This is a genomic window from Flavobacteriales bacterium (genome assembly GCA_016716605.1).
GTDB lineage: Bacteria > Bacteroidota > Bacteroidia > Flavobacteriales_F > PHOS-HE28 > PHOS-HE28.
The window spans coordinates 2,167,241-2,193,849 of record JADJWA010000001.1 but is presented as its reverse complement, the minus strand read 5'-3'; the positions used below and the strand labels follow the sequence as shown (position 1 = coordinate 2,193,849).

At 62.4% G+C, this 26,609-nt stretch carries 22 protein-coding genes; 14 read left to right on the top strand and 8 right to left on the bottom strand.

Annotated elements, in window-relative coordinates:
* Positions 1-9 precede the first annotated feature (9 nt).
* The 4 genes from IPM12_08750 to IPM12_08735 all read left to right on the top strand — a co-directional run bounded on the left by IPM12_08750 (position 10) and on the right by IPM12_08735 (position 5,185).
* Positions 10-657, top strand: a complete 648-nt coding sequence (locus IPM12_08750; protein ID MBK9147892.1) for a response regulator transcription factor — start codon at positions 10-12, stop codon at positions 655-657.
* Positions 658-825: 168 nt separating this feature from the next.
* A complete protein-coding gene (locus IPM12_08745; GenBank protein MBK9147891.1) occupies positions 826-3,129 on the top strand; it encodes a tail fiber domain-containing protein in 2,304 nt (767 codons plus the stop codon).
* On the top strand, positions 3,126-4,646 hold the full coding sequence (locus IPM12_08740; GenBank protein ID MBK9147890.1) for a T9SS type A sorting domain-containing protein: 1,521 nt from the start codon (positions 3,126-3,128) through the stop codon (positions 4,644-4,646). Before IPM12_08745 ends, IPM12_08740 begins: the two co-directional genes overlap by 4 nt.
* Before the next feature lie 47 nt (positions 4,647-4,693).
* On the top strand, positions 4,694-5,185 hold the full coding sequence (locus tag IPM12_08735; protein MBK9147889.1) for a heme-binding domain-containing protein: 492 nt from the start codon (positions 4,694-4,696) through the stop codon (positions 5,183-5,185).
* Here IPM12_08735 and rimO read toward each other — a convergent pair.
* The 3 genes from rimO to truA form a co-directional block, all read right to left on the bottom strand.
* Positions 5,179-6,492: a 30S ribosomal protein S12 methylthiotransferase RimO gene (rimO, locus tag IPM12_08730; protein ID MBK9147888.1), complete on the bottom strand. Its 1,314-nt coding sequence runs from the start codon at positions 6,490-6,492 to the stop codon at positions 5,179-5,181. The genes IPM12_08735 and rimO overlap by 7 nt on opposite strands.
* Before the next feature lie 127 nt (positions 6,493-6,619).
* Positions 6,620-8,386: an ABC transporter ATP-binding protein gene (locus tag IPM12_08725; GenBank protein MBK9147887.1), complete on the bottom strand. Its 1,767-nt coding sequence runs from the start codon at positions 8,384-8,386 to the stop codon at positions 6,620-6,622.
* Entirely contained in the window at positions 8,383-9,165 is a 783-nt protein-coding gene (gene truA / locus IPM12_08720) for a tRNA pseudouridine(38-40) synthase TruA (GenBank protein ID MBK9147886.1), read from the bottom strand. Before truA ends, IPM12_08725 begins: the two co-directional genes overlap by 4 nt.
* Positions 9,166-9,201: 36 nt before the next feature.
* On the opposite strand from truA, the gene IPM12_08715 reads away from it, so the two are divergent.
* Positions 9,202-9,705 carry a metallophosphoesterase family protein gene (locus tag IPM12_08715; GenBank protein MBK9147885.1) on the top strand — a complete coding sequence of 168 codons (504 nt, stop codon included), beginning with the start codon at positions 9,202-9,204 and terminating at the stop codon, positions 9,703-9,705.
* 3 nt (positions 9,706-9,708) lie between these two features.
* On the opposite strand, the gene IPM12_08710 is transcribed toward IPM12_08715, so the two are convergent.
* Genes IPM12_08710 through IPM12_08700 form a run of 3 tightly spaced genes read right to left on the bottom strand, consistent with a single transcriptional unit; the run spans position 9,709 to position 14,534 of the window.
* Positions 9,709-12,327 (bottom strand): PKD domain-containing protein, encoded by a 2,619-nt coding sequence (locus IPM12_08710; protein MBK9147884.1) that lies wholly within the window; start codon positions 12,325-12,327, stop codon positions 9,709-9,711.
* A gap of 21 nt (positions 12,328-12,348) precedes the next feature.
* Positions 12,349-14,178 carry a gliding motility-associated C-terminal domain-containing protein gene (locus IPM12_08705; protein MBK9147883.1) on the bottom strand — a complete coding sequence of 610 codons (1,830 nt, stop codon included), beginning with the start codon at positions 14,176-14,178 and terminating at the stop codon, positions 12,349-12,351.
* 38 nt (positions 14,179-14,216) lie between these two features.
* Positions 14,217-14,534 (bottom strand): hypothetical protein, encoded by a 318-nt coding sequence (locus tag IPM12_08700; protein MBK9147882.1) that lies wholly within the window; start codon positions 14,532-14,534, stop codon positions 14,217-14,219.
* Between IPM12_08700 and IPM12_08695 the strand changes: the two genes are divergently transcribed.
* Entirely contained in the window at positions 14,533-17,244 is a 2,712-nt protein-coding gene (locus IPM12_08695) for a PD-(D/E)XK nuclease family protein (protein ID MBK9147881.1), read from the top strand. The genes IPM12_08700 and IPM12_08695 overlap by 2 nt on opposite strands.
* Before the next feature lie 66 nt (positions 17,245-17,310).
* Here IPM12_08695 and IPM12_08690 read toward each other — a convergent pair whose 3' ends face one another.
* Together IPM12_08690 and IPM12_08685 are read right to left on the bottom strand one after the other, a co-directional pair.
* Positions 17,311-18,063 (bottom strand): T9SS type A sorting domain-containing protein, encoded by a 753-nt coding sequence (locus IPM12_08690; GenBank protein MBK9147880.1) that lies wholly within the window; start codon positions 18,061-18,063, stop codon positions 17,311-17,313.
* A gap of 268 nt (positions 18,064-18,331) precedes the next feature.
* Positions 18,332-19,021 carry a response regulator transcription factor gene (locus tag IPM12_08685; protein MBK9147879.1) on the bottom strand — a complete coding sequence of 230 codons (690 nt, stop codon included), beginning with the start codon at positions 19,019-19,021 and terminating at the stop codon, positions 18,332-18,334.
* 50 nt (positions 19,022-19,071) lie between these two features.
* Here IPM12_08685 and IPM12_08680 point away from each other — a divergent pair, with 50 nt between their 5' ends.
* The 8 genes from IPM12_08680 to IPM12_08645 are packed head-to-tail and all read left to right on the top strand — an operon-like array spanning position 19,072 to position 26,609.
* On the top strand, positions 19,072-19,491 hold the full coding sequence (locus IPM12_08680) for a hotdog fold thioesterase (GenBank protein MBK9147878.1): 420 nt from the start codon (positions 19,072-19,074) through the stop codon (positions 19,489-19,491).
* Positions 19,488-20,561, top strand: coding sequence for a chorismate-binding protein (locus tag IPM12_08675; protein MBK9147877.1), 1,074 nt, complete (start codon positions 19,488-19,490; stop codon positions 20,559-20,561). Before IPM12_08680 ends, IPM12_08675 begins: the two co-directional genes overlap by 4 nt.
* A 10-nt stretch (positions 20,562-20,571) precedes the next feature.
* Positions 20,572-22,290: a 2-succinyl-5-enolpyruvyl-6-hydroxy-3-cyclohexene-1-carboxylic-acid synthase gene (menD, locus tag IPM12_08670; GenBank protein ID MBK9147876.1), complete on the top strand. Its 1,719-nt coding sequence runs from the start codon at positions 20,572-20,574 to the stop codon at positions 22,288-22,290.
* Entirely contained in the window at positions 22,291-23,211 is a 921-nt protein-coding gene (locus tag IPM12_08665; GenBank protein ID MBK9147875.1) for a 1,4-dihydroxy-2-naphthoate polyprenyltransferase, read from the top strand. It begins immediately after the preceding gene.
* Positions 23,208-24,260: an o-succinylbenzoate synthase gene (locus IPM12_08660; protein MBK9147874.1), complete on the top strand. Its 1,053-nt coding sequence runs from the start codon at positions 23,208-23,210 to the stop codon at positions 24,258-24,260. Before IPM12_08665 ends, IPM12_08660 begins: the two co-directional genes overlap by 4 nt.
* Entirely contained in the window at positions 24,260-25,357 is a 1,098-nt protein-coding gene (locus tag IPM12_08655; GenBank protein MBK9147873.1) for an AMP-binding protein, read from the top strand. Before IPM12_08660 ends, IPM12_08655 begins: the two co-directional genes overlap by 1 nt.
* A 29-nt stretch (positions 25,358-25,386) precedes the next feature.
* The gene (locus IPM12_08650) at positions 25,387-25,683 is read left to right on the top strand and encodes an antibiotic biosynthesis monooxygenase (protein MBK9147872.1); all 297 of its coding nucleotides are present in this window, start codon (positions 25,387-25,389) and stop codon (positions 25,681-25,683) included.
* A 50-nt stretch (positions 25,684-25,733) separates the two neighbouring features.
* A complete protein-coding gene (locus IPM12_08645) occupies positions 25,734-26,609 on the top strand; it encodes a tetratricopeptide repeat protein (protein MBK9147871.1) in 876 nt (291 codons plus the stop codon).

Genomic DNA, 26,609 nt, shown 5'->3' with positions numbered 1-26,609 from the left:
CTTCGCCTCGTGGACGACACCATCACCCTCCGGATCGTCGAGGACGACGAGCGCATCCGGGAACTGCTCACCGCAGTGTTCCTGGCCACGCCCGGAATCGCCATGAAAGGCGCGCATGGCTCGGTGGAAGAGACGCTCGCGCTGAACGGCACCGGAGCCACCGATGTGGTGCTCATGGATATCAATCTGCCAGGCTTGGACGGCATTGAAGGCGTGCGCGAGCTGAGCCAGCGGTGGCCGCGCACCCAGTTCCTCATGTACACCGTGAACGACACCGACGACAAGGTCTATGAAGCCTTGAAGGCCGGCGCGAACGGATACCTGCTGAAGAACTCATCGCCCGACCAGATCGTGCAGGCGATCCGGGAGGTGAGCTCCGGTGGGTCGCCCATGAGCATGAGCGTGGCTCGGCGCGTGGTGAAGCATTTCAGGCCCGCTTCAGCGGAAGCGCATCCGTTGAATGCGGAACTGAGCGCGCGCGAATTCGAGGTGCTTGAACTGCTCGCCCAAGGGCTGCTCTATAAAGAGATCGCCGCAAGGCTCGGCATCACGGAAGGCTCCGTGAAGCAGAACATCCACCGCATCTACGGCAAGCTGCATGTGGTCAACCGCACGGAGGCTGTGAATCGATTCTTCGCGCGGAAGGTCGGGAGTTGAAGGAGATTGATGGCGTAGCGCCGATGAGGGCGGATGACCATCTGCAGCCCTCAACCTCATTCCCATCCAGCGCGCGGGCGCACCCTCCTTCCATTCAGCTTGTCAACCAAAGTTCTATTGAAGCCCGTACCATGAGCATGGAGCTTTGCGAGCACTGAAAACGCTCGCATGCTGCGCCTGATCCTCCTCCTGCTCATCGCCGTGAATCTCTCCGTCAAGGCGTTCGCCCAAGGCGTGGGCATCAACAACCCCACGCCCGATGCCAGCGCGCTGTTGGACCTCACGAGCACGGGCAAAGGACTGCTGCTTCCGCGCATGACCACGGTGCAGCGCGATGCCATTGCCGCGCCTGCCACGAGCCTGATGATCTACAACACCACCACCACGCGCTTCGAGTATTTCGATGGGCTGGCATGGGTGCCCTTGGTGGGTGGCGGTACGCTGGACCAAGCCTACGACTTCGGCGGGGCGGGCGCGGGAAGGACAATCACGGCCGATGCCGGGGCGGTGACCATAACAGGTGCGGACGGCTTGGTGAGCTCTGGCGGCTCCATCGGTTCAGGTGCGCTGGTGCCCGCCGGCTCCGGGACCCGCCTTGTCTGGAACCCGCGCAAAGGAGCCTTTCGAGCGGGTTTCGCCGGACTCACATCCTGGGACGATGTGAACGTGGGCACTCATTCCTTCGCAACAGGTTTCGGCACGCGTGCTTCCGGAATCCAGTCGGCGGCATTCGGCTCCAACTCGGTCGCATCCGGCAACAACGCGCTGGCGTTCGGCGTGAGCACCACCGCCTCCGGTGGCGGTGCATTCGCCGCAGGCAGCAACACGGTGGCCTCGGATGCCTTCGCCACGGCATTGGGATTTCACACGACGGCCAGCGGCCTCTACTCCACGTCCATCGGCACATTCTCCACTGCGGCGGGCGGAAGCAGCACGGCCGCGGGCGTGAGCAATACGGCGATGTCCTTCGGGGAAACCGTGCTGGGCATCGGTGCAACCACCTATACGCCTTCCCCTACAGGTGCTGGCAGCTTCGCTCTCGCGAACGGCCTCGACCGCCTCTTCGTCGTTGGCAACGCCATTGACGCGAACAACAACAGCACCGTGGATGCGGCAGAACGCTCCGATGCCCTGGTGATCCTCAAGAACGGCAACACCGGGGTCGGGACATCCACGCCGGTGGCCAAGCTTCATGTGCGGTTCACGCCGACGCTCAACAGCATCACACCTACGCTGCGCTTGGAGGCCGCACAGGCCGGTTCCGCTGCGAACATCACCTTCCAGAACAGCATCACCTCGAACAGTGCCTCGATGGGAATGCTCGCCGGTGGCGACTTCGGCCTGCACATGGGCTGCAACTTCGGCGGCTGCGTGATCGGCACGGAGGCCTTCCGGGTGAAGCCCAACGGGAACTTCGGCATAGGGACCACCAACGCCGCCGCCCGCCTGCATGTGGTGGGCAGCATCCGCATGGTGGACGGCAACCAGGCGGCAGGGCGCGTGCTGGTGAGCGATGCGAATGGCACTGCGAGTTGGCAGGCGTTGGCTCCGGCAACGGCAACAGCATGGGGCTTACTCGGCAATGCAGGCACCATACCTGGCACAAGCTTCCTTGGCACGACGGACAACCAGCCGCTGGTGTTGCGGACCAACAATGCTGAACGGATCCGGGTGGTGGGCTCGGGCGAGGTCGGCATCGGGACCGCTGCACCGACCGAACGCCTGGAGGTGGCCGGTCGAATGCTGCTCAGCAACGGCTTCAGCGCCGATAATGCCGCCCTGCTCTACCGCAGCAACACGGACTACCTGTTCCTGGGCCCACAGAGCGGCAGCAGCGCGAACGGTGCGGCCATCGCGCTCTACGGCAGCACCAATGCAGCAGGCGGCAATACGAACGGCATGGATGTGAACGTGCCGAATGGACGGGTTCGGTTCAACCACACGAACGGCGGGTTCGAGTTCCGCACCAACAGCACCAGTGGCTACACTGCCGCCATGGAATTGAACGACGTGGGCTTCCTGATCGGCCACAATTCCACCAGCCGCTTCATCAGTCTCTCGACCGGTGTTGGCGAACGCGTGCGCATCACCAATGCGGGAAGCAACCTCACTGCAGGCGGCAGCTGGGGCGTGCTCTCGGACCGCAGGGTGAAGTCCGACATCAGCACCCTCCAATACGGCCTGAAGGAAGTGATGGCCATGCAGCCGGTGCGCTACTTCCACCACGATACGAAAGGCTTCGAGCTCGACCCGCGCGGCAAGAGCGCCGAAGGCAAGCTGGACATCGGCTTCATTGCGCAGGACCTGCATGCCGTGGTGCCTGAAGTGGTGGTGAAACCGGCCGATGACACCACGAGCCTCTGGGCGGTGACCTACGAAAGACTGGTGCCGGTGCTGGTGAAGGCGATCCAGGAGCAGCAGGCGCAGATCGAAGCCCTTCGTACAGAATTGGAAGAAATGAAGCGCAAATGATGAAGCGCTCCCTGGCCTTCGCGTGCATGGCGCTAGCGCACTCCGTGAACGCCCAGCTCTTCACCGCCGCGAACGTGCCCATCACCGTCAGTGGCGGCACCGAGGTCACTGTGGAAGGCGGATTGCAGCTCAACGCCTCCTCGACGATCACCAATCAGGGCGAGCTGCGCGTGCAAGGCGACTGGACCAACAGCAGCGGCGGAACCGGGCTTACGCCAACGAGCAATGGCAACGTGCGGCTCTATGGCGGCACGCAGAACATCGGTGGCAGCAGCGTGACGGATTTCCGCAGGCTGATCCTCACCGGCGGCAACAAGCAACTCCTTCAAGATGCCGTGGTGGGCCTGCCCGGCCAGATGGACGGTACCGTGCAGATCGGCGCGCTGCTCTCGCTCGAAGGCAGGACCTTCACGGTGTTCAACCCTGCTGCGAACGCCGTGACCCATGCGGGAGGCTGGGTTGCCAGCGAGAGCCTGGCGAGCCGCTTCCAATGGGCATTGGGGAACGATGTGAACGAGCACCGTGTGCTGTTCGGCGAACCACTGGGGCCTGCGTTTCCCTTCGCGTTCACGCCGACTGCGGCTTATCCCGATGGAACCTTGCTGAGCGTGGCCACCTACCGTAGTGCGCCGGACAACACGCCCTACCCCATCACCGCCAACCAGCAGGTCACCAATATGGCTGGAGCGATGGTGGCCGACAACAGCCCGAATACGGCCGATCGCTTCTGGTTAGTGGACCTGCCCAACGGGAGTTCCACGGGCACCCTGCTCCTAAGCTTCGCGCCAGCAGAGGATCCGCAATTCGGACCGGGCAGTTGCCGCGCGCAACGCTGGCTGCAAAGCGGCACCACCTGGCAGTACCCGCCTCTTCCTGGCCAGAGCAACCCGGCGGTGCGCGAGGTGCTCGTGCCCAATGTGCCTTTTTCAGAAACCATTGCACCGGCGAACGAGCACATCTGGGCGCTGGCCTACGACAACTCGCCGCTGCCCATCGAGCTCATCCGCTTCACGGCCGAACCCACGCCAGAGCGCCATGTGCGATGCTCCTGGACCACCGCCATCGAACTGAACAACGACTACTTCACCATCGAGCGCAGCCGCGATGGCATCAGCTTCGAGGCCATCGGCACACTGCCCGGCGCTGGCAACAGCGTAGTGCGGCGCGACTACGAATGGCCCGACCGCACGCCCTTCACCGGCCTGAGCTATTACCGCCTGCGCCAAACCGACGACGATGGCAGCAGCTCCCTTAGCCAGGTGGTGCCGGTGTGGTTCGACGCGCAAGGCCCGGTGATCGCGGTTTTCCCGAATCCCAACAACGGCACCTTCATCATTGCGCGCGGCGATGCGGAAGATGAGCTGCCCTTCGAGCTGCTCGATGCTAGCGGCCGTGCGGTGCGCCAATGGCTGATGCCGCGAGGCGTGGAGCGCGAGAGCATCACCATCGCGGAAGCGAGCGGCCTGTACATGCTGCGCTGGAATGGCGGGCAGATGCGTGTGAGCATCGGACGGTAATCCTGGTCGCTCCTATTCATCCTGACGGATCTGGCTACTTTTCCGCCATGCGTCGGTTCCTCCTGCTACTCCTCGCCCTATTCGCACTCGCCCAATTCATCCGCCCGGACACCACAGCGCCAACCACCGACCCCGCGCTCGACCTGATCACCATCACGCAGCCCAGTGCTGAAGTGGCCGCGCTGCTTCGCACAGCCTGCTACGATTGCCACAGCAATAAGACGAAGTACCCATGGTACGTGAACATCACGCCGGTGAATTGGTGGTTGCAGCAGCATGTGAACGAAGGGCGAGGCGAAGGCAACTTGTCCCAGTGGGGAGCGCTGCCAGAGGGCAAACGCGCGCACTTCGTGGATGAGGCTGCAGAACTGATCGAAGAGGGTGAGATGCCCTTGCCCTCCTACACGTGGGCGCATGACGACGCCCGCCTCGATCAGCGGCAGCGCAAGCTGTTGGCCGAATTCTTCCAATCCCTGCCTGAAGCCGCAATCGAATGGCGCAGGGGCAAGCGGAAGCCCGAAGCAGGAGAGGCTCACTGAACCACCTCGGCCCGCAGATCGTGCTCATTCGCCCCGGTGATCCGCACATCCGCGAAGTCACCCACGCGCAGGTAATTGTCCTTCGTGGGGATGAGCACCTCATTGTCCACTTCGGGTGAATCGAACTCGGTGCGGGCGATGAAGTGGCCGCCTTCGGCCTTATCCACCAGCACGCGGAAGGTCCTGCCCACCTTGGCTTGATTCAACTCAAGGCTGATTCCGCCTTGGAGCTCCATGATCTCCTGGGCACGCTGTTCCTTCACCTCCTTGGGCACATCGTCCTCGAAGGTGTGCGCGTGCGTGTCCTCCTCGTGGCTGTAGGTGAAGGCGCCGAGGCGATCGAAGCGCATGCGTTCGATCCATTGGAGGTTGTCGTCGTGATCGGCTTTTGTCTCGCCGGGGAAGCCCGCGATGAGCGTGGTGCGGATGGCGATGCCGGGCACCTTCTCCCGAATGGAATTGACGAGCGCCTCAGTCTTCTCCTGCGTGATGCCGCGCCGCATGCGGGTGAGCATGCGCGTGCTGCCATGCTGCAGCGGCATATCCAGGTAGTTGCACACGTTGCTGCGGTCGCGCATCACATCGAGCACATCCATCGGGAAGCCCGAAGGGAAGGCGTAATGCAGGCGGATCCAGTCGATGCCTTCCACGTCGCTGAGGCGGGCCACCAGCTCATCGAGGTTGCGCTTCCTGTAGAGGTCGAGCCCGTAATAGGTGAGGTCCTGCGCGATGAGGATAAGCTCCTTCACCCCTTGTTTGGCCAGATTGCCCGCGTTGGTCACGAGCTGCTCCATGGGCGTGCTCACGTGCTTGCCGCGCATGAGCGGGATGGCGCAGAAGGAGCACTTGCGGTCGCAGCCTTCGCTGATCTTGAAGTAGGCGAAGTGGGCCGGCGTGGTGAGGAGCCGCTCCCCCACCAGCTCGTGCTTGTAATCGGCCTTCAGGGTCTTCAGCAGGCGGGGCAGGTCGCGGGTGCCGAACCAGGCATCCACCTGAGGGATGCCCTCCTTCAATTCCGTTCCATAGCGCTGGCTGAGGCAACCGGTCACATACACCTTCTCCACCAATCCTTCGTCCTTGGCCTTGGCGTAGCTCAGGATGGTATCGATGCTCTCCTGCTTGGCGTTCTCGATGAAGCCGCAGGTGTTGATCACCACCACGTTGTGATCGCCGGCATCGCTCTCATGGTCCACGGCGATGCCGTTGGCCTTGAGCTGCGCCATCATCACCTCGCTGTCGAAGGTGTTCTTCGAGCAGCCTAGGGTGACCACGTTGACCTTGGTGCGCTTGAGGGTCTTCGCCTTCATGGATGGGGGCTCGTCGCGGGCGATGGCGGGGCCTTCATCGGGGTGGCGAAGCTAGGTGCACGCCGCGTGTGCATCCGGCAAAGCGCGCATGCCACGAGAACCGAACGGAAGGCACAAGCCCATTCGATCACCGGAACTGGAGTTCATAGAGCTTGCGGTATGATCCCGCCTGCGCGAGAAGCTCCTGATGGGTGCCCTGCTCGATGATGCGGCCCTTGTCGAGCACCAGGATGCGGTCAGCGTGCTGCACCGTGCTGAGGCGGTGGGCGATCACGATGCTGGTGCGTCCGCTGGTGATGCGCTCGGTGGCCTGCTGGATCAATTGCTCGCTGACGCTATCGACGCTGCTGGTGGCTTCATCGAGCACGAGCACAGCGGGCTTGTGAACGGCCGCGCGGATGAAGGCGAGCAATTGGCGCTGACCGGTGCTGAGGATGCCGCCGCGCTCGCCCACTTCGGTGTCATACCCCTTGGGCAACTTCAGGATGAAGTCGTGGGCGCCCACTTCCTGCGCGGCAGCGACCACTTCCGCGCGGGTGATCGCGGGGTCATTGAGCGTGATGTTGTTGTGGATGGTGTCGCTGAAGAGGAAGACGTCCTGCAGCACCACGCTGATGGCGCGCCGCAGTTCGCTCAGCTTGTAGTCGCGGATATCGGTGCCATCGAGATGCACGGCGCCCCTTTGGTAATCGTAGGCGCGGCTCAGCACGTTCACCATGCTGCTCTTGCCACTGCCCGTGGCGCCCACGAGCGCGATCATCTGGCCTGCCTTCGCCTCGAAGCTGATGTCGCGCAGCGCCCAATTCTCCTCCTCCGCAGTGGCCTCATCGGTGTAGGCGAACCACATCCCGTCGAAGCGGATCTCGCCGCGCAGGCCATCGGCGCTCAAGGTCCCTTCGTCGGAGAGTCCGGCATCGGTATCGAGCACCTTCATCACGCGCTCGCTGCCCACCATGCCCATCTGCAGCACATTGAAGCGGTCGGCCAGCTGGCGGATGGGCCGGAAGAGCATGTTGATGAAGAGGATGTAGGCGAACACATCGCCCAGGGTGGCGAAGCCGGCCAGCACATCCTTCACGCCCCACCATACGAGGAAGCCGAGCGAGATGGCGCTGAGGATCTCGACCACCGGGAAGAAGATGCTGTAGGCGAGCACGCTGCGGATGTGCGCCGCGCGGTGCTCCTTGTTGATGGCCTTGAACTTCTGGTACTCCTGCTGCTCCCGCCCGAAGACCTGCACCACGGCCATGCCCTGGATATGCTCCTGCACGAAGGTGTTGAGCCTTGCCACCTGCGTGCGCACGTCCTGGAAGCTCTTCTGGATGCTGTTCTTGAAGATGTTGGTGCTCCAGAGCAGCAAGGGGATGGGCACCATGCTGAGCAGCGCGAGCTTCCAGTTCACCACGAACATCACGGCCACCACCACCACGAGCTTGAGGATGTCGCCCATGATCATGAGCAGGCCCTGCGAGAAGATGTCGTCGATGGTCTCGATGTCGCTGATCACGCGCGTCACCAGCTGGCCGATAGGCGTGCGGTCGAACCAGCGCAGCTTATTCCCGATGATGCGGGTATAGAGCCGCTGCCGAAGGTCGAAGGTGACGGCCTGCCCCAGCCAGGCGGTCCAATAGGCCTGGTAGAACTGCACGATGGTCTCGATCACGAGCAGGGCCATCACCACGAGGGTCACGATCCACAACCCGCGCGCATCGCCGGTAAGGGCGTAGTCATCGATCATGTCGCCCATGAGCAGCGGGCGCACCACGCCGAGCACCGCCAGGAAGATGGTGAGCGCGAACGTGGTCCAGAACAGTGCGCGGTAAGGCTTCGTGAACGCGAATACGCGCCCGAAGAGCTTGCGGTCGAATGCTTTGCCTTGCGCGGTGGAGCTCATCCCTGAAGTGGGCCGCGAAGATGGTTCGGCAGGAAGGGATACACGACATGCTCCAGGTAAAGTCCGCAGGCCGGTGCGCTCCTTCCCGCCGCATGGCGGTCCCTGGCGGCGAGCACCTCGGCCATGTGGCCGGCTGGCTGCTGTCCCTTGCCAATGCGCATGCCCATGCCCACGATGGCGCGCACCATGTTACGCAGGAAGCGATCGGCCTTGATCCGGAACACGTACCCGTTCGGCGTTTCGGCCCACACCGCTTCGCGCACTTCGCAGATGCTGGTCTTCACATCGGTGCCCACCTTCTGGAAGCTGCTGAAGTCGTGCGTGCCGATGAGCGCCTCGCACCCTTCGTTCATCGCTGCCACATCGAGCGCGGGCCTCAACTGGTGCGAACGGTCCGTGAGGAAAGGATCCTTCTCCCGGTGGATGCGGTAGCAGTAGCCGCGCTCGGTGGCGCTGAAGCGGGCATGCGCATCATCGGGCACCACGATCACGCGCTTCACCGCGATGTCGTCGGGCAGCAAACTGTTCAAGCTGTACATGAAGCGATCATCCAGCGGCGCATCGCTGGGCCCATCGAAATGCAGGAAGAACTGCGTGGCATGCACGCCGGTGTCGGTGCGACCGCAACCGATCGCATTCACCTTGTGCCGATGCAACGCGAATTGCAGTGCGCGCTCCACCTCGGCCTGCACGCTGGGCGCATCGGGCTGCCGCTGCCAGCCGCGATAGGCCGTGCCGCAGAAGGCGATCTCGAGGAAGTAGCGCGGGAGGATCTCCATGCGGGCGGCGAAGGTACCGGGCCATTACTTCGCCCCATGACCCGCATCGGCCTCCTATCCGACACCCATGGCTGGCTGGACCCGCGCGTTCAGGAGCATTTCAAGGAGTGCGATGAGATCTGGCACGCCGGCGATATCGGCGATCTGAGCGTGACCGATGAACTTGCGCAATGGAAGCCCTTGCGCGCCGTCTGGGGCAACATCGACGACGCCAAGGCGCGCAAGGCCTTCCCCGAGCACCAACGCTTCACCCTCGGCGGCGTTCGGGTGTGGATGACGCACATCGGCGGTCGACCTCCGCGCTACGATCGCGCGGTGATCGATGAACTGCGCCGCGACCCGCCGGACCTCTTCATCTGCGGGCATTCGCACATCCTGCTCGTGCAATTCGACCCTAAGCTGAATTGCCTCTGCTTGAACCCCGGCGCCGCAGGCCGGCATGGATGGCATACCATGCGCACGGCCATGCGCTTCACCCTCGAAGACGGGAAACCGAAGGACCTGGAAGTGATCGAATTGGGGAAGCGCGGCGCAACTTAAAGGTCACCGCAGCATGCTGAAGTGCCCACGGTACTCCTTCGCGTAGGCGCCCCACTCCTTCACGCGCGCCCAGTACACGAATACGCTCGAACTGTACCCGGAGCCATCCCAGCCCTGCTCGGGATCATCGGTGCGGAACACCTCATTGCCCCAGCGGTCCCAGATGGCGAGCTCATACTCGCGCGCGCCCACTACGCTCGGTCGCCAGGCTTCGTTCTTGCCATCGCCATCGGGTGTGAAGGCGGTGGGGGCATAGAAGAAGTGGCCGCTCACGATCACAACGCGCGTCGTGCTATCCGTGCAGCCATTCTCCGTGGTCACGACCTGCGTGATGGTGTATTGCCCTGGGTCGGCGAACGAGTAAGCGAAGGCTGAGTCCGCCACTTCTTCTCCGGCAAAGGTGTAGAGCCACTCTGCAGCAAGCGAGCTGTAATCAGTGATCTCGATGCGCGGATCCATGATGCTCACTTCATCGGGCAGCGCCGTGAAGGCCGCCACAGGCTCGGGGAATACCTCTACGGCGCCGGGCTTGTTGCGTGTAACGGTGGCCACGCAGCCGGTGCTGGTGCTGGCCGTGAGCGAGACCGAATAGCGCCCGGGATCCTGATAGATGTGCATGAGGGCTTCAGCCGTGGCGGTCGTTCCATCGCCGAGGTTCCACAGCAATGTGTAAGGTGTAGCGGCGGTGACCAATGCGTTGAACGGGAACTCTGCACCTACGCAAGCCAATGAGCCATTGGTGAAATCGACCGTGGGCATCGGGAACACCGTCACCGAATCGGTGTAGCTCGCGGTGCAGCCGAATTCGGTCATCGTTAGCGTCACGGGGAAGGTGCCCACCTCCGGGAAGATGCCCTGCACGTTGAGGCTCGTTGATGTGTTCGGGAATCCGTTCAATCCAAGATCCCAAACAACCGTTGCGCCGCCCTGCGAGCCGCTTGCATTCAGCAACGCAACCTCGCCAGGGCAACGGATCGGCGGACGCAGGAAGAAGACCGGCGGCGGCACGTGGGCATCGAAGACCCGCGTGGCGGTATCGGCGCAAACGGGTCCATTCTGCGCGATCAGCGTCACGGTGTGGTAGCCCGGCACCCCGTAGATCCACGATGGCGATTCCTGGGAGCTGACATCCGCCGAAGTCCCTGGCTCACCGAAATCCCATTGATAGGTCGCAGCGTCAACGCTTTCATTGCTGAAGGTGAAGCCGAGCGTGTCGCAGAAGCTGTCCTGGTCGGCGAAAGTCGCCGTGGGCTGCGGATGCACATTCACATTCGCGCTGAAGGTGCCGCTGCACCCGAATTCGCTCACGTTGACGGTTACCAGCTGGGTGCCGATCGGCTCGAACACCACCACCGGAGCCGGGCCCTGGGCGGTCTGCGGCGAAGCACCGGGCCCGAATGTCCATTCGATCGTGGGTGCGTTGCCGATGTTGCCGCTGATCAGGAACTCGAGCTCCTGAGTCCCGCACAGGGGCGGCGGAACGCTGAAGCTGGGCTGCAGCGAGGGCGCCACCACGTAATCAGCAACCGTGGTATCCGCGCATGGCGCTCCGGGGTTGGCGATCAGGGTAACGGTGTAGGTGCCTGGACCGGGGTAGGTGTAGCTGGGTTCCTGCGCGGCGCTCACATCAAGGGTGGTGCCCGGATCGCCGAAGTCCCATTGCCAGAATTGCCCACCGATGCTCTGGTTGGTGAAGTCCTGGGTGAGCGAGCAAGCCTGCCCGGGGCCCTGCGAAGCGATCACCGCGCTCACGGCGGCATTGCAGGCCACCACCCGGAACATGAAATCGCGCCTCGTGGTGCCGAGGAGGTTGCCGTTGCGGTATTCGCTCACGCAAACGCCGATGGTGAATGTGCCTTGCAGCGTGGGATGCACGGTGAGCTGACCCGATGCGGCATCGATGGCGATGGGCGGGGCGCTGTTGATCGGATTCGCCGCGGAATAGCCCGCAGCCCAGTTCACCGGAACATAGGGCGGCGGCTCCGCCAACGGCGCCGGGTTGATCGCATCGGCGCCTTGGAAGGGCGCGCATAGCTCGTACACCAGCTGATCGCCATCGGGATCGGTGGCGCTGTGATCGAAGCTCATGTCCTGATCAAGGCACAAAGCGATGGGCGGATAGTCGTTGAAGCGCGGGGAGCTGTTCACGCTGTTCGGCGGACCTGGGATCGTGATGGTGCAGGTAAGGCCTTGCTGGCCGGTGAGGTTCTGCATGGCCGGCGTCCTGCAGCAGCGTTGATAGCTGATCACGTAGCCGCCGGGCGTGGGCGGAAGGTTGAACGTGGTCACATAAACCGTGGTGCGCACGCAGACGCTGGGCGGAGCGCTGAGGCAAGGGTCGTTGATCGTGACCGGAACCACCGTTTCGCCCGGGTTCGGGATGCTCACGCTGTTCACGAAGGCGCCGTTGGCCGTGAACACCGCCATCTGGGCGCTGGCATCGAAGCCCGTATTGTTGGTGTTGTCCGGGCCGCAATCGCGGTAAAGCCTGAGGGTCACTTGGTACTGGTTACCACCGAGGTGGTCGTAGTACATGTCGCCCCCGATGATATGGGTGCACCAAGCCACCGCCGTGAATGCCAGCCCTGCGGCAATTGCGGCGATGCGTTGGAGGGCGGCCATCGGCTGGAGTTCAGCTCCCCGTCAGCGAAGGATCGTCACATGGCCGCTGTATTCGCGGTCGTCGCTGAGGTGAAGGACGTAGTAATAGGTGCCATCGGGCACGCCATCGCCGCGCCACGTGTTCTTGTAGTTGAGCGTCTCGTACACCTTGTTGCCCCAGCGCCCATAGATGGTGAGCTCGTTGGGGTAGTACTGCACGTTGCTGATCTCGAAGAACTCATTGGTTCCATCCCCGTTCGGGCTGAACACATTGGGTATGGTGATCGGGCCGCCGAGGATCTCATACAGCATGCTCGCCTGATCGCTGCAACCATCGGCTGTGGTAATGGTGAGCACCACTTCATAGGTGCCAGGCCAGCCGCCATCCCAGTTGGCAACGGGAGCTGATGGCGCGAAAGCACTGCCCTGCATGCTCCAATTCCAATCGGTTATCACGCCGCCATTGGGCGAACTGGTATCGGTGAACACCACCGACGTCCCGATCTGCTGCGGCGGCAAGGGATCGGCGAGGAAACTGGCGTCAGGAAGCCCATAATTGACCACGTACTCCGTGTAGAAGCCGGAACACCCATTCTGAGAGACCAATAGGCTTACCTCGTGCGTGCCCGGTCCGGGGAATTGCACGGTAACAATGCTGTCGGTACTGGTCTGAGGAGCACTGCCGGCGCCGAGTTGCCACAGGATGCTCGCTCCGGCATTGAAATCCCCTTCTGCGACCAGCGTGACAGGATCATTCCCGCAGAAAGGCGGCGGGGGGATGATCACGGGAGAAGGTGCCAGATAGAGCTGGTAGTTGACCACGATGGTATCCGCACAGGTGGTGCCCGGATTCGCGATCAAGGTTACCGGGTATGTTCCCGGCTCGCTGTAGCTCCAGAACGGGTTCTGCTCCGTGCTCGTATCGAGGTCACTGTTGGGGTCGCCGAAGTCCCATTGGAATTCATTGGCCCCCACGCTATTGTTCACGAACTGCACAGCCAGGCTCTGGCAGAACTCCGTCTGCTCTTGGATCGCAGAGACCACGGTGGCATCGCAGGCCACCACCTTGAAGAGGAAATCGCGGCGTGTTTCACCGAGCAACTCGCCGTTCCTGAACTCCTGCACCCGCACGCCCACATTGAAGACGCCCTGCAGAGTGGGTGTCAGCGTGAGCAAGCCGGTCACGGGATCGATGCTGATGGCGGGATCTGAATCAATCTGGTAGCTCTCACTGTAACCAGCCCCCCAAGGCACCGGATCGTATGGCGGCGGCGCGGGCGGATTGGGTTGCGCCACACCGGCACTTGCCCCATTCAAGGGGTTGGCCAAGGAATAAACGAGCGAATCACCATCGGGATCGCTCGCGCTGTGATCGAAGGCGAGCGGCAGATCCAGGCACAAAGCCACCGGGGGCAGCTCATTGAATCGCGGCGAACTGTTCACTGGCACACTCGATCCTGGAATACGCGTGGTCACGGTGATGCCCAAGTCCTCTGGAGCGATCAGGTTCTCGATGATGCCCGTGCGGCAGCACCGTTGATAGGTGAGGATATACCCGTTCTCCGTGAGCGGCAGCACGAAAGTGCCTGTGTAAGACGTGGTTTCGATGCACACGTTGGGAGGTAGCGTCAGGCAGGGAGATTCCAGCACCACGGGCACAACGGAGGCCCCGGGGAAGGAGAGCTGCTGCACCTGGAGCAAGGAGTAATTCACCCCATCGAAGACCCCGATCGCGGCCAGCGCATCGAAATCCACCGTTGCATCGCAATTGCGATAGAGCTTCAAGGTCACATTGTAGAGCCCGCCGCCAAGGTGATCGTAGTACAACTCACCGCCAATGATATGGGTTGCGCGGGCGGAGGTGGCCGTCATCAGGGTGATGACCAAAGCCCCAAGGATTCGATTCATGCTCATTCGACCGATTCGATGTCGCCGGGGTTGCCTGCCAGCGGTTGATTCGTGGTGAAGGTAGCGGACGCCGCCCAAATGGCCGCCCATGCCTCCTCATCCAGCACGGCGTACCGGCCGTCATCGCAATCCAGCATCTGGGCGATCCGGACCTGCTCCGGATACTTTGCATCGGTGACCCTGTGCCTGACCAATCTGCGCCCGATACGCTGCACTTCAGCGAATGAGGCTGGGCCGTCGATACGGTAGTAATGGTCGCTGCCCTGCAAGCGCCGGTATGCCGGGAAGGCAATCGGGCCGGATCTATCTTCCGCCGCCATGGGTCATTTCCTGGAACAGGTGGCGGATAAGCTCCTTGAGCGCCACGCACCCGGCCTGGACCGCGTCCTGGTGGTGGTGCCGAGCCGAAGGGCCGCCCTGCACCTGCGAAAGTACCTGGCCGAACGATCCGGCAAAGCGCTCTGGAGCCCGGAAATCCTCGACCCTGGGGCCTTCATGGAGCGCGTGGCCGGGATGCGGAGAGGCAGCCAGCCTGACCTCGTGATCGAATTGCACCGATGCCATCAAGCGCAGCATGGATCCGCAGCGGAATCCCTTGCTGAATTCCTGGAGTTCGCCCCGGCGACGTTGCGCGATATCAGCGACGTGGACAACCACTTGCTCAATCTGGACGACCTCTACCGCGATCTGCGCCACTACCATGAGATCGAAGAATGGAGCTTCCGGGCAGAAAAGGAACTCAGCACCACGCAATCTGCCGCCATCAGACGCTGGCAGGAGACCGCCGATTTGCATCGGCGCTTCACCGAAGCCATGATCGCACGCGGCGTGGGCACCCCAGGAGCCATTGCCCGGCAAGCCACGCGATTGGCCTCCAACGCGGACTGGCTGCCGCCGTGGTCCGCTGTTTGGGCTGTTGGCCTCAATGCCCTGGAACCAGCGCTGGTCAAGGTACTCCAAGCACTTAAGGAGCGCAGCTTGCTGCATGTTTGCTGGGACGCCGATGGCTATTACCTCAACCAGCCCGAGAACGAAGCGGGCCGTTTCATCCGCGAGGGCATGCGTCATCTAGGGACTGGGGAGGTGGCCACCGCTGATGGCATCGGCCAACGCACACGCCGGATCGACCTGATCTCCCTGCCCGACCGCATGGCGGTATGCCGTTTCGCAGCGCAGTGGGCGCTTGACCTCAGGCCCGATGCGCGATCCGAATCCGCCATCGTGCTGGCCGACGAGCAATTGCTGCAGCCTCTGCTCAATGCCCTGCCCGACGAAATAGGGCATTTGAATGTCTCCATGGGCTTGCCCGTCCAGGACCTTCCAGTGCATGGCCTGGTGAATCACTTCATCCGCCTGCGCTCCGGGACACCGGATCGGCTGGAGGTCAAAGGCGTCTGCACCCTGCTCAGCCATCCGCTGCTCCATGGCGGCGATAGCTCCGTCAACCTCGTGCAGCATTTCATGCGGAGCAGGTCAACGCAGGTATCCGTTGCTGACGCGGTTGCTGCGTTCGCAGCAGCCGGGCTGCCACCGGAAGCGTGTCGCGCGCTCCTATGCCCGGCCAACGACCCCGACCGGCTGCTCCAATCCTTGTACGAATGGGTTCTTGCGATTCAACCCGGAAATGACCTGGTGCGTGAGCAGGTTTACCAATTGACCTTGCTCGACCGCGACCTGCGGCAAGCGCTTGCGCGCGGCGGTGGGCCTCGTCTTGATCCTCGCGACCTCGCACTGGTCCGAGACCGGCTCATGGGGCAGGCACGCATCAACTTGTTCGGTGAGCCCCTGCAAGGCTTGCAAGTGCTCGGGATGCTCGAAACGCGAGCCCTTTGCTTCAGGCAAGCGCTCATCCTCGGTGCATCGGAGGGCATTCTCATCGGTCGAGATGAGCCATCGAGCTGGATCCCATTCGATGTTCGACGGCATCATGGCCTCCCGCTCCGGGCGGATGCCGATGCCGTGGCCTCCTACCACGTCCATCGGCTCATGCAAGGTGCCGATGTCCTAACCTTGGCCCATGCACCTGCAGCCGATGGCAGCGGATCGCCAGCGCGTTTCATCGACCAATGGGAGCACGAATTGGCCCCGGTCTCAAACACCTTCGTCCGGCGCCGGAGCGTAACGGCTGCACCTCGGCCGCCCCGAGCCGCGCAGCTCGCGATCCCGAAGGATGAGGCCGTGATCGAAGGCATCCGCCGATTGCTCGCCGAGGGCATCTCGCCAACCGCGCTCGGCACCTGGCTTCGCTGCCCAATGGACTTCCATGCCAAATACGTCCTTGGCATCCGAGCGGGCATCGATGACAATGGTCAACTCGCGGATGATGTGCTCGGAACGGCCGCGCACAAAGCCATCGAAAGCATCTATCGCCCTTGGCTCAACATGCCACTTGAGGCCGCAAAGCTGGTGGAAGCTGCGGCCCGGGCAGAGGAATCAGTGACGCAAGCCTTGAAGGCGGAAGTGCCCGAGGAACTCCTCACCACTGGCAGCCACCTGCTGCGCGGGTCCATGGCCGGCAAGGCCTTGCGCCGCATGCTTGAATCAGATGCCGCACGGGAGGATCTTACGCGGACCATTCCCCTAGCAGTGGAGATACGTCTTCGGGCAGAGCTAAGGCCCGGCGCGGTGATCAAAGGCTCCGTTGACCGGCTGGAACGGCGCAATGGCGTGCTCTGCGTGCTGGACATCAAGACCGGGAGCTTCAAGGAGGAAGCGCTGAAGCTCAAGGGCCTTGACCGTGGCTCGATCCATCACGAGCGGCGACATGCCTTGCAGTTGCTGATGTATGTGGCCATGTGCTTCCATGAGGATCCAAGGCTCGATGCGATGCGCGCGGGCATCGTGCCGATGAGGAAACCCGGTTCCGGCGATGGAGCCTGGCTGAGTGTCATGGGCGAGAGCATCATCCGGCGTGCACTGCTTCCGGACATCGACGCATTGCTGCTGCAGATCATCGATGAAATGCTCGACCCGGCCGGTTTGATCGAGCACGATCCCGGCAGTGACTATTGCGAATGCTGCGTTCTATGAAAGCGAACAGGGGGCCGAAGCCCCCTGTTCCATTCGTGTGATCGAACCGCTTACCGGTACACGATCTTATGCGTCGAAGTCTCGCCGTTGCGCTTGATCTTCAAGGTAGTACACCCCGTTGCTCGCGCTGGTGAGGTCCATTTCCTTGCGGTAGGTGCCTTCAAAGTTCCGCAGCATGTCATTGAAGACCACCTGGCCAAGCGCATTCACCACTTCAATGGTGACATCAGTGGCCGTGCCCACCGAGAAGGAGAAGGTGAATTGGCCATTGTTCGGATTGGGCAGGATGCTCACGCTGCCATCCTCTTCAGCGGTGGCGAGGCCCTTGTAGATGCTACCCGTCAGGTCGCGCCCCCCAAGGGAAATGTAGTAGTTCGCGTTGTTGGCGGCTTCGCCGGTGAACGAATCGTTCACGATCTCGAATTCGCCTTTGCCGGTTACCGGGATGGTGGCGATCACCACCTCTGCGCCAGCGGCCAATGAGGTTTCCAGCTCGGTGAGCGGCAGCATGCCGAAGCCAGCGTAAACCTGATAGTTGAACGTGCCATTCTCGCGGATCGCACCGCTCTTGGCCAAGGGGATGAACTGGGCTGGTGCGCCTTCCTGCACGAGCGTGCCAAGGCCAGCGCCCGAATTGCGGTCCCAGCGAACCGTGAATACCAAGCTGGAGACGATGCCGTTGAAGTTCTCGGTGGGCCGCAAGCGGACCTCGAGTTTCTCGCCATTGCGGAACAGGCCGATATCAACAGTGCTTTGAGCCGTAAGAGGCGCCATAGCGGCGGCGGCGATCATCGCAGTGAGGGCGGAGCGTAGGTTCATGATGCGTTCAATTGGTTGTGTTGGCGTCAGCTTTCTTTGAAAGCCGCGGCAAGATAGAGGACTTATGGGCTACCCGCAAGCCCGCCATATGCGATGTGCATGAACAGATTCTGCACACCCTTGAAAACCGAACAGGGGCCCTTCGGAAAGGACCCCTGCGCGGTAAACCTGCAAGGAATGATTGGAACCAGCCCAAAGCCAGGAAGAAGACTTTGGTTGTAAGGAAGACGCCCGGTATGGCACAGGGTTGCCACCAGCGCATGAATTATCACGGAGTGAACTTGTACCCGACCCCCCTGATTGAATGGAAGTGCTTGGGAATCCGTGGGTCAGCCTCAAAATATTTCCTGAAGGCGACGATGAAATTATCCACGGTACGGGTGGTTGGGAACACATTGTAACCCCAAACCTTCCGCAAAATCTCCTCCCGCGATACCACTTCCCCGGCACGTTCAACCAGCAACCTTAGCAGGAGCACTTCACGGTGGGTCAGGGTCCGGACCGTGCCATCGGCTCCCATGGCCTCGAACGCGCTGAAATGAATCGTGCCGCCTTCGAAGCGATAGGGATCCGGAGCGCTCTGTGACCGGCTCCGGGAGCGAAGCACGAGCTTGCCCAATCGCAGCAACAGCTCAGTGAGGTCGAATGGCTTGCCAAGGTAATCGTCGCCGGCCCGCAAGCCGCGGATGCGATCATCGGTGCCAGAGCGTGCTGTGAGGAATAGCACCGGAACCTGGTTCCCGTCCAATCGGATGGTCTCCACCAAGGTGAATCCATCGATGCCCGGAAGCATCACATCCATCACCACCGCATCGAAATGCGCGCCCCTCAGCTTCTCCAACGCCTCTGGACCGTTCTGCGCCACCGAGACGGAATAGCCTTCCATCTCGAGATTCAGCTTCATTGCGCTGCGCAACGATGGCTCATCCTCAACCAGCAGCACACGCTTGCCTTCCATCCGGCAAAGATGGCCCTGAGCCGCAGCCATGAGGCGGGTACTTTTGGCGAATGACATTCACACCGCAGCTCGCAGACCAGGCCAATGGATTCGTTGAGCAAACCATGATCTCGCACTTGGGCATCCGCTTCAGCGTGAACAAGGCCGGCCAACTATGCGCCACCATGCCGGTTGACCGCCGCACCGTGCAGCCCATGGGCCTGCTGCATGGAGGTGCAACAGCCGCATTGGCGGAGACCCTCGGCAGCGTGGGCTCGGCGTTGATCGTGGGCGCCGAAGGGAAGGATACGGTGGGCCTTGAGCTGAACGTGAACCATCTGAAGGCGTCTCGATCAGGGAATGTGATGGCCGTTGGCGAGTTGCTGCATCAGGGCCGAACCACGCATGTGTGGGACATCAAAGTGCGCAACGATGCGGGTGAGCTATGCGCCGCTTGCCGGATCACGAACCTGATCATCGAACGGCGTTGAGCGCTGCCCCCCTTATCGATGGGCTCATACGGAGCGGGGTCACCTTTGCGGCTTTCCGCGAGCCTGGCCAGGAAGCCGTCGCCTATGTGCAGTCCGATGATCAGCTCAGGCCGGCGCATGCCGGGCAGCGCTGCTTCGTCGTCGCCCCATTCGACAGAGCCGAGGCGCCACCGTTGGCCATCAGGCCCGATCGCATCCTGCGGGCGGATGCTTCGCACGAGGCCCTGTCTCCGGTCCATGAGCACGGTTCAGATCCAGCACGGAATGGCTTGAGCGGGCTGAGCCGTGATGGATTCAAGGCTGCCGTGTCTCGCACCCTGCAGGAGATCCGCGCGGGCCGCTTGGAGAAGGCGGTGCTGGCGCGCACGATCGCAGCCAAGCTGAATGGCCTGCGTGCCGGAGCGCTCTTCGAAGCAGCGTGCCATATGAACACCACGGCCTTTGTGGCCATTGCTCGCACGGATCGGTTCGGCTTGTGGATGGGAGCTTCACCCGAGCGCCTGCTGATGAAGGATGGCGACAGGATAGAAGTTGATTCACTGGCCGGCACCCTGCCCATGGATGAGGCGCCACCGCGAGCCGAACGCTGGGGCGTCAAGGAACGAGAGGAACAGGAAATCGTCACTGCCGAGATCATCGCCGGATTGCGCGCGCTGGGCATTCGTGATGCCACGGCTGGCGATATCCGCGTGAGGTCCGCTGCGAGCGTTGCCCATTTGCACACGCGGATCACCGGTACCATGCCCATGTCCGATGCCCTCGCCATCGCTGAAGCATTGCACCCTACGCCCGCCGTGTGCGGCCGGCCCGAGCAGAAGGCGTTTGAGCTGATTCGGTCCGCCGAGCCACGACCGCGCGCACTTTACGGCGGCTATTGGGGGCCCATGGAAGCCGATCGCGCCAGCTTCTTCGTGAACATACGCTGCATGGAACTGTTCCCTGACCATGGCCTGCTTCACGTGGGGGCAGGCATCACCGCGGGATCGGATCCCGATCGAGAATGCGACGAAGTGGAGCGCAAGGCCCGCACTTGGATCGACCTGATCGATGCGCTCGGTCAGCACGGATAGATTTGGCCGCGTGAGCAGCACATCCGACCACTTCGCCGCCTCAGAGCTCGCACGGCTCTGCCACCTGAAAGGCATACGCCATGCGGTGATCAGCCCTGGATCGCGCAGCGCGCCGTTGGTGATCGCCTTCAGCAAGCAAGAGGGCATGCAGTGCCTGCAGGTCATCGATGAGCGGAGCGCCGCCTTCTTCGCCTTAGGCATGGCGCAGCAACTTCACGCTCCGGTTGCGCTGATCTGTACTAGCGGCAGCGCCGTGCTGAATTATGGACCGGCGATCGCAGAGGCCTTCTACCAGCGCGTGCCATTGCTGGTGATCACCGCCGACCGACCGGAGGAATGGGTGGACCAGGGCGAAGGACAGGCTATCCGCCAGCAAGGCGTGCTCGCGCTGCACATGAAGAAGAGCATGCAGCTGCCGCGACTCACAAGCGACGATCTCTCTCGTTGGCATTGCGGACGCTTGATCAACGAGGCCATTGATGCCACGTTGATTCCGGTTCCTGGACCGGTTCATGTGAACGCGCCATTCGCCGAACCGCTCTATAGCTTGATTCAGCAGCCCTCCAGCCAGCCGGTGGAAGAGGCGGGGCGCCTGTTCCACCCCAGGCTTATCGCGCAAGTCCTGACCGAATCCTTCATCCTGCCAGAGCATGCACGCTGGCTCGTTGGCCAATTGAGCTCCTGCAGGAAGGTGATGGTGCTGGCGGGCCAGGGCACCTGGAGCGAAGGATTGAAGAAGCAGCTCACGCAGCTTGCGTCCTTGCCGCAGGTGACGGTGCTCACCGAGGCCACCAGCAATCTGGACGATGCCGCATTCATCACCTGCATCGACCGCGCGATCGAAGGCCTGAACGATGCGAATGAGAATGACCTGAAGCCGGACCTGCTGATCACCTTCGGCGGGGCCGTGGTGAGCAAGCGCATCAAGGGCCTGTTGCGGAAATGGAAACCCGCGCAGCACTGGAACATCGACCTCGGCCAACGCCACTACGACACCTATCAGAGCCTCACGCATGACATCGCGGTCTCTCCCGAGGTGTTCTTCGCGCAGCTGAGCGGAAGCGTGATCGGCAACGAGAGCATCTACGGTGAGGCCTGGCGCCTGGTGAATGAACTCTTGCGCGAGAAGCATGATGCCCTTATAAAGGCAACTGCATTCTGCGACCTCACCGCATTCGAACGGATCCTTCGCGCGATCCCCGAGGGCAGCGATGTCCATCTGGCCAACAGCACGCCGGCGCGCTACGCGCAGCTCTTCGACCGCATGCAAGGACTGCGCTGGTTCAGCAATCGCGGCACCAGCGGCATCGACGGCTGCACGAGCACGGCGGTGGGCAGCGCCTTCGCCTCGCAGCGGCCCACCACGCTGATCACCGGCGACACGGCCTTCCTCTACGATAGCAACGCCTTCTGGAACGGGCACCTCGCCCCTGCCCTGCGCGTGATCGTGATCGATAACGGCGGCGGCAACATCTTCCGCTACATCGAAGGGCCGGACAAGGACCCCGAACTGCTCAAATGGTTTGAGGCGCCGCACGGACGCGATCCACTGGCGCTGGTGGAATCCTTCGGCGTGCCATGGAAGGAAGCGACCGATGAAGCGACGCTGAGCGATGGCCTCGGCTGGCTCTATGGCGATCACGGGCAGCCAGCGGTTCTGGTGGTGCGCACGGATGCGGAGCTGAGTCCGAAGGTGTTGCGCGAGTATTTCAAGAAGCTGCGCGAATAGATGGCGGACCTGAAGCACTGGCTCCATGCCCTCCGCATGCGCACGCTGCCCTTGGCGGTGAGCAGCATCATCGTGGGGAGCGCATTGGCCTTCGACCTCGATCATCGCACCGGACCGGGGCAGTTCTCCGGATTCGTGTTCGCCCTGGCCCTTCTCACGGCCATCCTCCTGCAGATCCTCAGCAACCTGGCCAACGACCTCGGCGATCACCAGCATGGCACCGATAATGGAGAACGCGTCGGCCCGCAGCGCGCAGTGCAGAGCGGCGCGATAAGTCCGACGCAGATGAAGCGCGCGATGCTCATCTGTGGCGCGCTCGCATTCGCATGCGGCATCGCGCTCATCGTCACTGCGCTCGGCTTCTCTGCCACGATGCTCGTTTTCCTCCTGCTGGGCCTGGTCGCCATCGGCGCGGCCGTGAAATACACCTTCGGCAAGGATCCATACGGCTACGCTGGGCTGGGCGATGTGAGCGTCTTCCTCTTCTTCGGCATCGTGGGCGTCTGCGGGACCTTCTACCTGCATGCGCACGGCATCGAACCTCTGATCCTGTTGCCCGCCATCGCCTTCGGCTGCTTCAGCACAGGCGTGCTCAACGTGAACAACCTGCGCGACATCAAGAACGACAAGGCCAGCGGCAAGATCACCATGGCCGTGCGGCTAGGCTTCGATAACGCAAAAGGCTACCACGGGATCCTCATCGCCACCGGCCTTCTCTGCCTCATCGCATACACGGCCATCACCTTCCGCGCCATGCCGCAATGGGGCTGGTTGATCACCCTGCCTGCACTCGGCACGCACCTGCGCAGCGTACTGCGCGCGCACGATCCCGCCTCGCTCGACCCGCAGTTGAAGAAGCTCGCGCTCACCACCTTCTTCACGGCGCTCGCCTTCGGCGCCGGACTTATCCTTGTGGCATGATCAAGGCGCGCTGGATCGAACGCACGCTGCAGCCGCGCTTTGAGCTCGGCACCTCGAAAGGCCCCATCCATGCCCGCACCGTCTGGTACCTGATCGCATGGAATGAAGAGGCGCCGGAACTGAAAGGCATCGGTGAGGCCACGCTGTTCCCCGGCCATAGCAAGGAGTTCCCTGCGGATGTGAAACTGAAGCTCACTGAGCTCTGTGAGCGCACGAGTGATTGGCAGGAGCGTCTCAACGGAGACCTGGTGGATGTCCCGAGCGTGCGGTTCGCAGTGGAGCAATGCCTGCGCGACCTGCAAGCGGGCGGCACCAAGACGCTCTTCCCCTCGGCATTCACGCTCGGCAAGCAGGGCATCCCCATCAACGGCCTGGTGTGGATGGGCAATAAGGCCACGATGAAGCAGCGCATCAAGGAGCAGATCGAGAGCGGCTTCACCACGCTGAAGATGAAGATCGGGGCAATCGGGATCGATGATGAGCTCGAGCTGTTGCGTGCCGTCCGGAAAGAGCACAGCGCGGAGGAAATCACCCTGCGCGTGGATGCGAACGGCGCATTCAGCGCTCAGCAGGCACCGGATGTGCTGAAGCGTTTAGCAGAACTGCAGGTCCACAGCATTGAGCAACCCGTGCCTCCGGGGCTCTACGAGGTGATGGAGGAATTGTGCGCCACGACACCGGTCCCGATCGCGCTCGACGAGGACCTCATCGGCCTGAACACGCACGACGCGAAGGTGGACCTGCTCGACCATGTGAAGCCGCAGCACATCGTGATCAAGCCCAGCCTCGTGGGCGGGTGGGACTCCACGAACGATTGGATCACGCTCGCGGACCAGCGCGGCATCGGCTGGTGGATCACCTCTGCGCTCGAGAGCAGCATCGGCCTGAACGCCATCGCGCAGTTCACGGCCACCTTGAATGTGAGCTCTGCGCAAGGCCTGGGCACCGGCAAGGTGTACACGAACAACATCCCCTCACCCCTGCTCGCGGAGAAAGGCCTCCTGCGCTACCGTCCAGAAGAGGCCTGGGACCTATCGATGCTCGACTGATGGCCACGCATACGTCCTATCCACCCATCGCCAAGGCTTTCGAGCGCATCACCGTCGATGGCACGAACCTGACGGGCTTCGACTATTACTGCATCGTGGACAAGCTGAGAGAGAAACGCCGGACAGTCTGGTACCGCGATGTGCTCTACACCTTGCTCCACCTCGTGCTGCGGCGCGGAGGACTCCCCGCGGCCACCAGTGGAACCACCGGCCCGCCGAAGCGCTTCACCATTCCCCGCCGCGATTTGGTGATGAGCGCGCGGCTAACCGGCGCCGCATTCGGCCTGATGCCCGGCGACCGCGTGCTCCATTGCCTGCCGTGCGAGTTCGTCGCTGGCAAGATGATGCTCGTTCGGGCCTTCGCGCTGGGCCTCGACATCCACCTCATCGATCCGCGCGGCAGCGTCCTGGGCAATCTGGAAGCGCAGGACCGCTTCAAGTTCGCAGCGATGGTGCCTCTGCAGCTGCACCGCGCCATCCAAGAGGATCGTGCCCGCGTGGAACGGCAGTTCGAGATGATCCTGCTCGGCGGCGGCCCTGTTAGCGAAGCAATGATGGAGGACATCCGGACGATCGGCGTGCAGGTCTTCCTGAGCTATGGCAGCACCGAGACCGTGACCCATGTGGCCTTGCGCCGCCTGAACGGTCCAGCTCCTGAGGACCACTTCGCCGCGCTCGGCGAATGCCACTTCGCCCGGGACCCGCGCGGCTGCCTCGTCGTGTACACGCCGCATCTCACCACCAAGCAGCACGTCACCAATGACCTGGTGGAGCTGATCGATGACACGCATTTCCGCTGGCTCGGACGCATCGACAACGTGATTCTCAGCGGTGGCAAGAAGATCTTCCCCGAGCAGCTCGAAGCGAAGACCGCTGGCGTGATCCCCTATCCGCATTACTTCTCGCACGTCCCCGATCCCGTGCTCGGCCAGGCCTTGATGCTTGTGCTGGAAACCGAATTGCCGCAGAACGAAGTGCTGCCCGAGGTGATGGAGAAGCTGATGGCCGTTCTCCATCCGCACGAATGGCCGCGGCGCGTGCAGGCCCTGCGGCGCATCGCGAGGACGGAGAGCGGGAAGGTCATCCGCGCGCAGTAGTCGATAGGACCTGCGAAATCGAAAGCAGTATGATCATCCGCATCGTGAAAATGACCTTCGCACCATCGAATACCGAGCGATTCCTTGAGCTGTTCGAATCGTGGAAGCCGCGCATCCGTTCCTTCCCTGGCTGCCGGCATTTGGAGCTGCTGCGCGACACCGCTGCACCAAACGTGTTCTTCACCTATAGCCACTGGGACAGTCCGGATGACCTGGAGCGCTACCGCAGCAGTGATGTCTTCAGCGAAGTCTGGCCCGCCGTGAAGCCGCTCTTCTCCGCGCCCACCGAGGCCTGGACCGTTGACCGCGTTGAGCACCTTCCTTGAGGGCCTCGCTTTTGCACGATCTTCGCCCGGCCCAGAACCAAACGCACTGCATGATCCGCATCGGCACCCTGCCCCTGCTCTTCCTATCGGTCACACCGCTCCTTGCGCAACGCACCGCCGAGGAACATCTCACTGCCGCTCGCGCCGCCTATGCGATCGATTCACTTGACATCGCCCTGGCACATGCGGATAGCGCGCTGAAGCAGGATGCCGAACTCGCTGGCGGGCTCAAATTCCGGGGGGACATCAAGCAGCGCATGCGCAATTTCCACGGCGCCCTGATGGACTACGCGAAAGCCGAGAAGCAGGACCCCGATGATGCGCGGCTGTTCGTGAGCAGGTCCGCCGTTCACATCACGCAAGGCAACCTGAAAGAAGCCGTGCGTGATTGCGATCGCGCCATCGACCTCGACCCTAAGGATGCGGACGCCTGGTACAACCGCGCGTGCGCCGATTACATGGGCCGCAACAACGACGGTGCGATGAAGAGCTTGGAGCGTGCAGTGAAGCTCAAGGCCGAGCATGCCGAAGCGCTCTTCCTGCGCGGCGTGGTGCGCGGCGAGCAATTCAAGGAAGAAGCAGGCATCGCCGACCTCGATGAAGCCATGCGGCTGAATCCGGACATACCCGGCGGCTGGATGAGCCTGGGCGTGCTTCAATTCGAGAACGAGCAGTATGACAAGGCAATCGCCACTTTCACCCGCGTGATCGATTCCGATGACCCCGAGAAGCGCACCGCCTACTTCTACCGTGCCGATTGCCACTACGCCAAACGCGACAAGAACGCCGCGTGCCCCGATTTCAGGCGCTGCGCTGAGATGGGCGACAAGGATGCGCAATTCGTGGTGCGAAACTATTGCATGACGGATGCGGAGGAGATCCCGAAGAAGCCGCGCAAGCAGCGCAAGTCTGTGATCGAGTTCTGA

Coding starts and splice junctions, on each gene's coding strand:
- IPM12_08745 (MBK9147891.1), top strand. CDS start 826: ATGCTGCGCCTGATCCTCCTCCTGCTCATCGCCGTGAATCTCTCCGTC.
- IPM12_08740 (MBK9147890.1), top strand. CDS start 3,126: ATGATGAAGCGCTCCCTGGCCTTCGCGTGCATGGCGCTAGCGCACTCC.
- IPM12_08735 (MBK9147889.1), top strand. CDS start 4,694: ATGCGTCGGTTCCTCCTGCTACTCCTCGCCCTATTCGCACTCGCCCAA.
- rimO (MBK9147888.1), bottom strand. CDS start 6,492: ATGAAGGCGAAGACCCTCAAGCGCACCAAGGTCAACGTGGTCACCCTA.
- IPM12_08725 (MBK9147887.1), bottom strand. CDS start 8,386: ATGAGCTCCACCGCGCAAGGCAAAGCATTCGACCGCAAGCTCTTCGGG.
- truA (MBK9147886.1), bottom strand. CDS start 9,165: ATGGAGATCCTCCCGCGCTACTTCCTCGAGATCGCCTTCTGCGGCACG.
- IPM12_08715 (MBK9147885.1), top strand. CDS start 9,202: ATGACCCGCATCGGCCTCCTATCCGACACCCATGGCTGGCTGGACCCG.
- IPM12_08710 (MBK9147884.1), bottom strand. CDS start 12,327: ATGGCCGCCCTCCAACGCATCGCCGCAATTGCCGCAGGGCTGGCATTC.
- IPM12_08705 (MBK9147883.1), bottom strand. CDS start 14,178: ATGACGGCCACCTCCGCCCGCGCAACCCATATCATTGGCGGTGAGTTG.
- IPM12_08695 (MBK9147881.1), top strand. CDS start 14,533: ATGGGTCATTTCCTGGAACAGGTGGCGGATAAGCTCCTTGAGCGCCAC.
- IPM12_08700 (MBK9147882.1), bottom strand. CDS start 14,534: ATGGCGGCGGAAGATAGATCCGGCCCGATTGCCTTCCCGGCATACCGG.
- IPM12_08690 (MBK9147880.1), bottom strand. CDS start 18,063: ATGAACCTACGCTCCGCCCTCACTGCGATGATCGCCGCCGCCGCTATG.
- IPM12_08685 (MBK9147879.1), bottom strand. CDS start 19,021: ATGGAAGGCAAGCGTGTGCTGCTGGTTGAGGATGAGCCATCGTTGCGC.
- IPM12_08680 (MBK9147878.1), top strand. CDS start 19,072: ATGACATTCACACCGCAGCTCGCAGACCAGGCCAATGGATTCGTTGAG.
- IPM12_08665 (MBK9147875.1), top strand. CDS start 22,291: ATGGCGGACCTGAAGCACTGGCTCCATGCCCTCCGCATGCGCACGCTG.
- IPM12_08660 (MBK9147874.1), top strand. CDS start 23,208: ATGATCAAGGCGCGCTGGATCGAACGCACGCTGCAGCCGCGCTTTGAG.
- IPM12_08655 (MBK9147873.1), top strand. CDS start 24,260: ATGGCCACGCATACGTCCTATCCACCCATCGCCAAGGCTTTCGAGCGC.
- IPM12_08650 (MBK9147872.1), top strand. CDS start 25,387: ATGATCATCCGCATCGTGAAAATGACCTTCGCACCATCGAATACCGAG.
- IPM12_08645 (MBK9147871.1), top strand. CDS start 25,734: ATGATCCGCATCGGCACCCTGCCCCTGCTCTTCCTATCGGTCACACCG.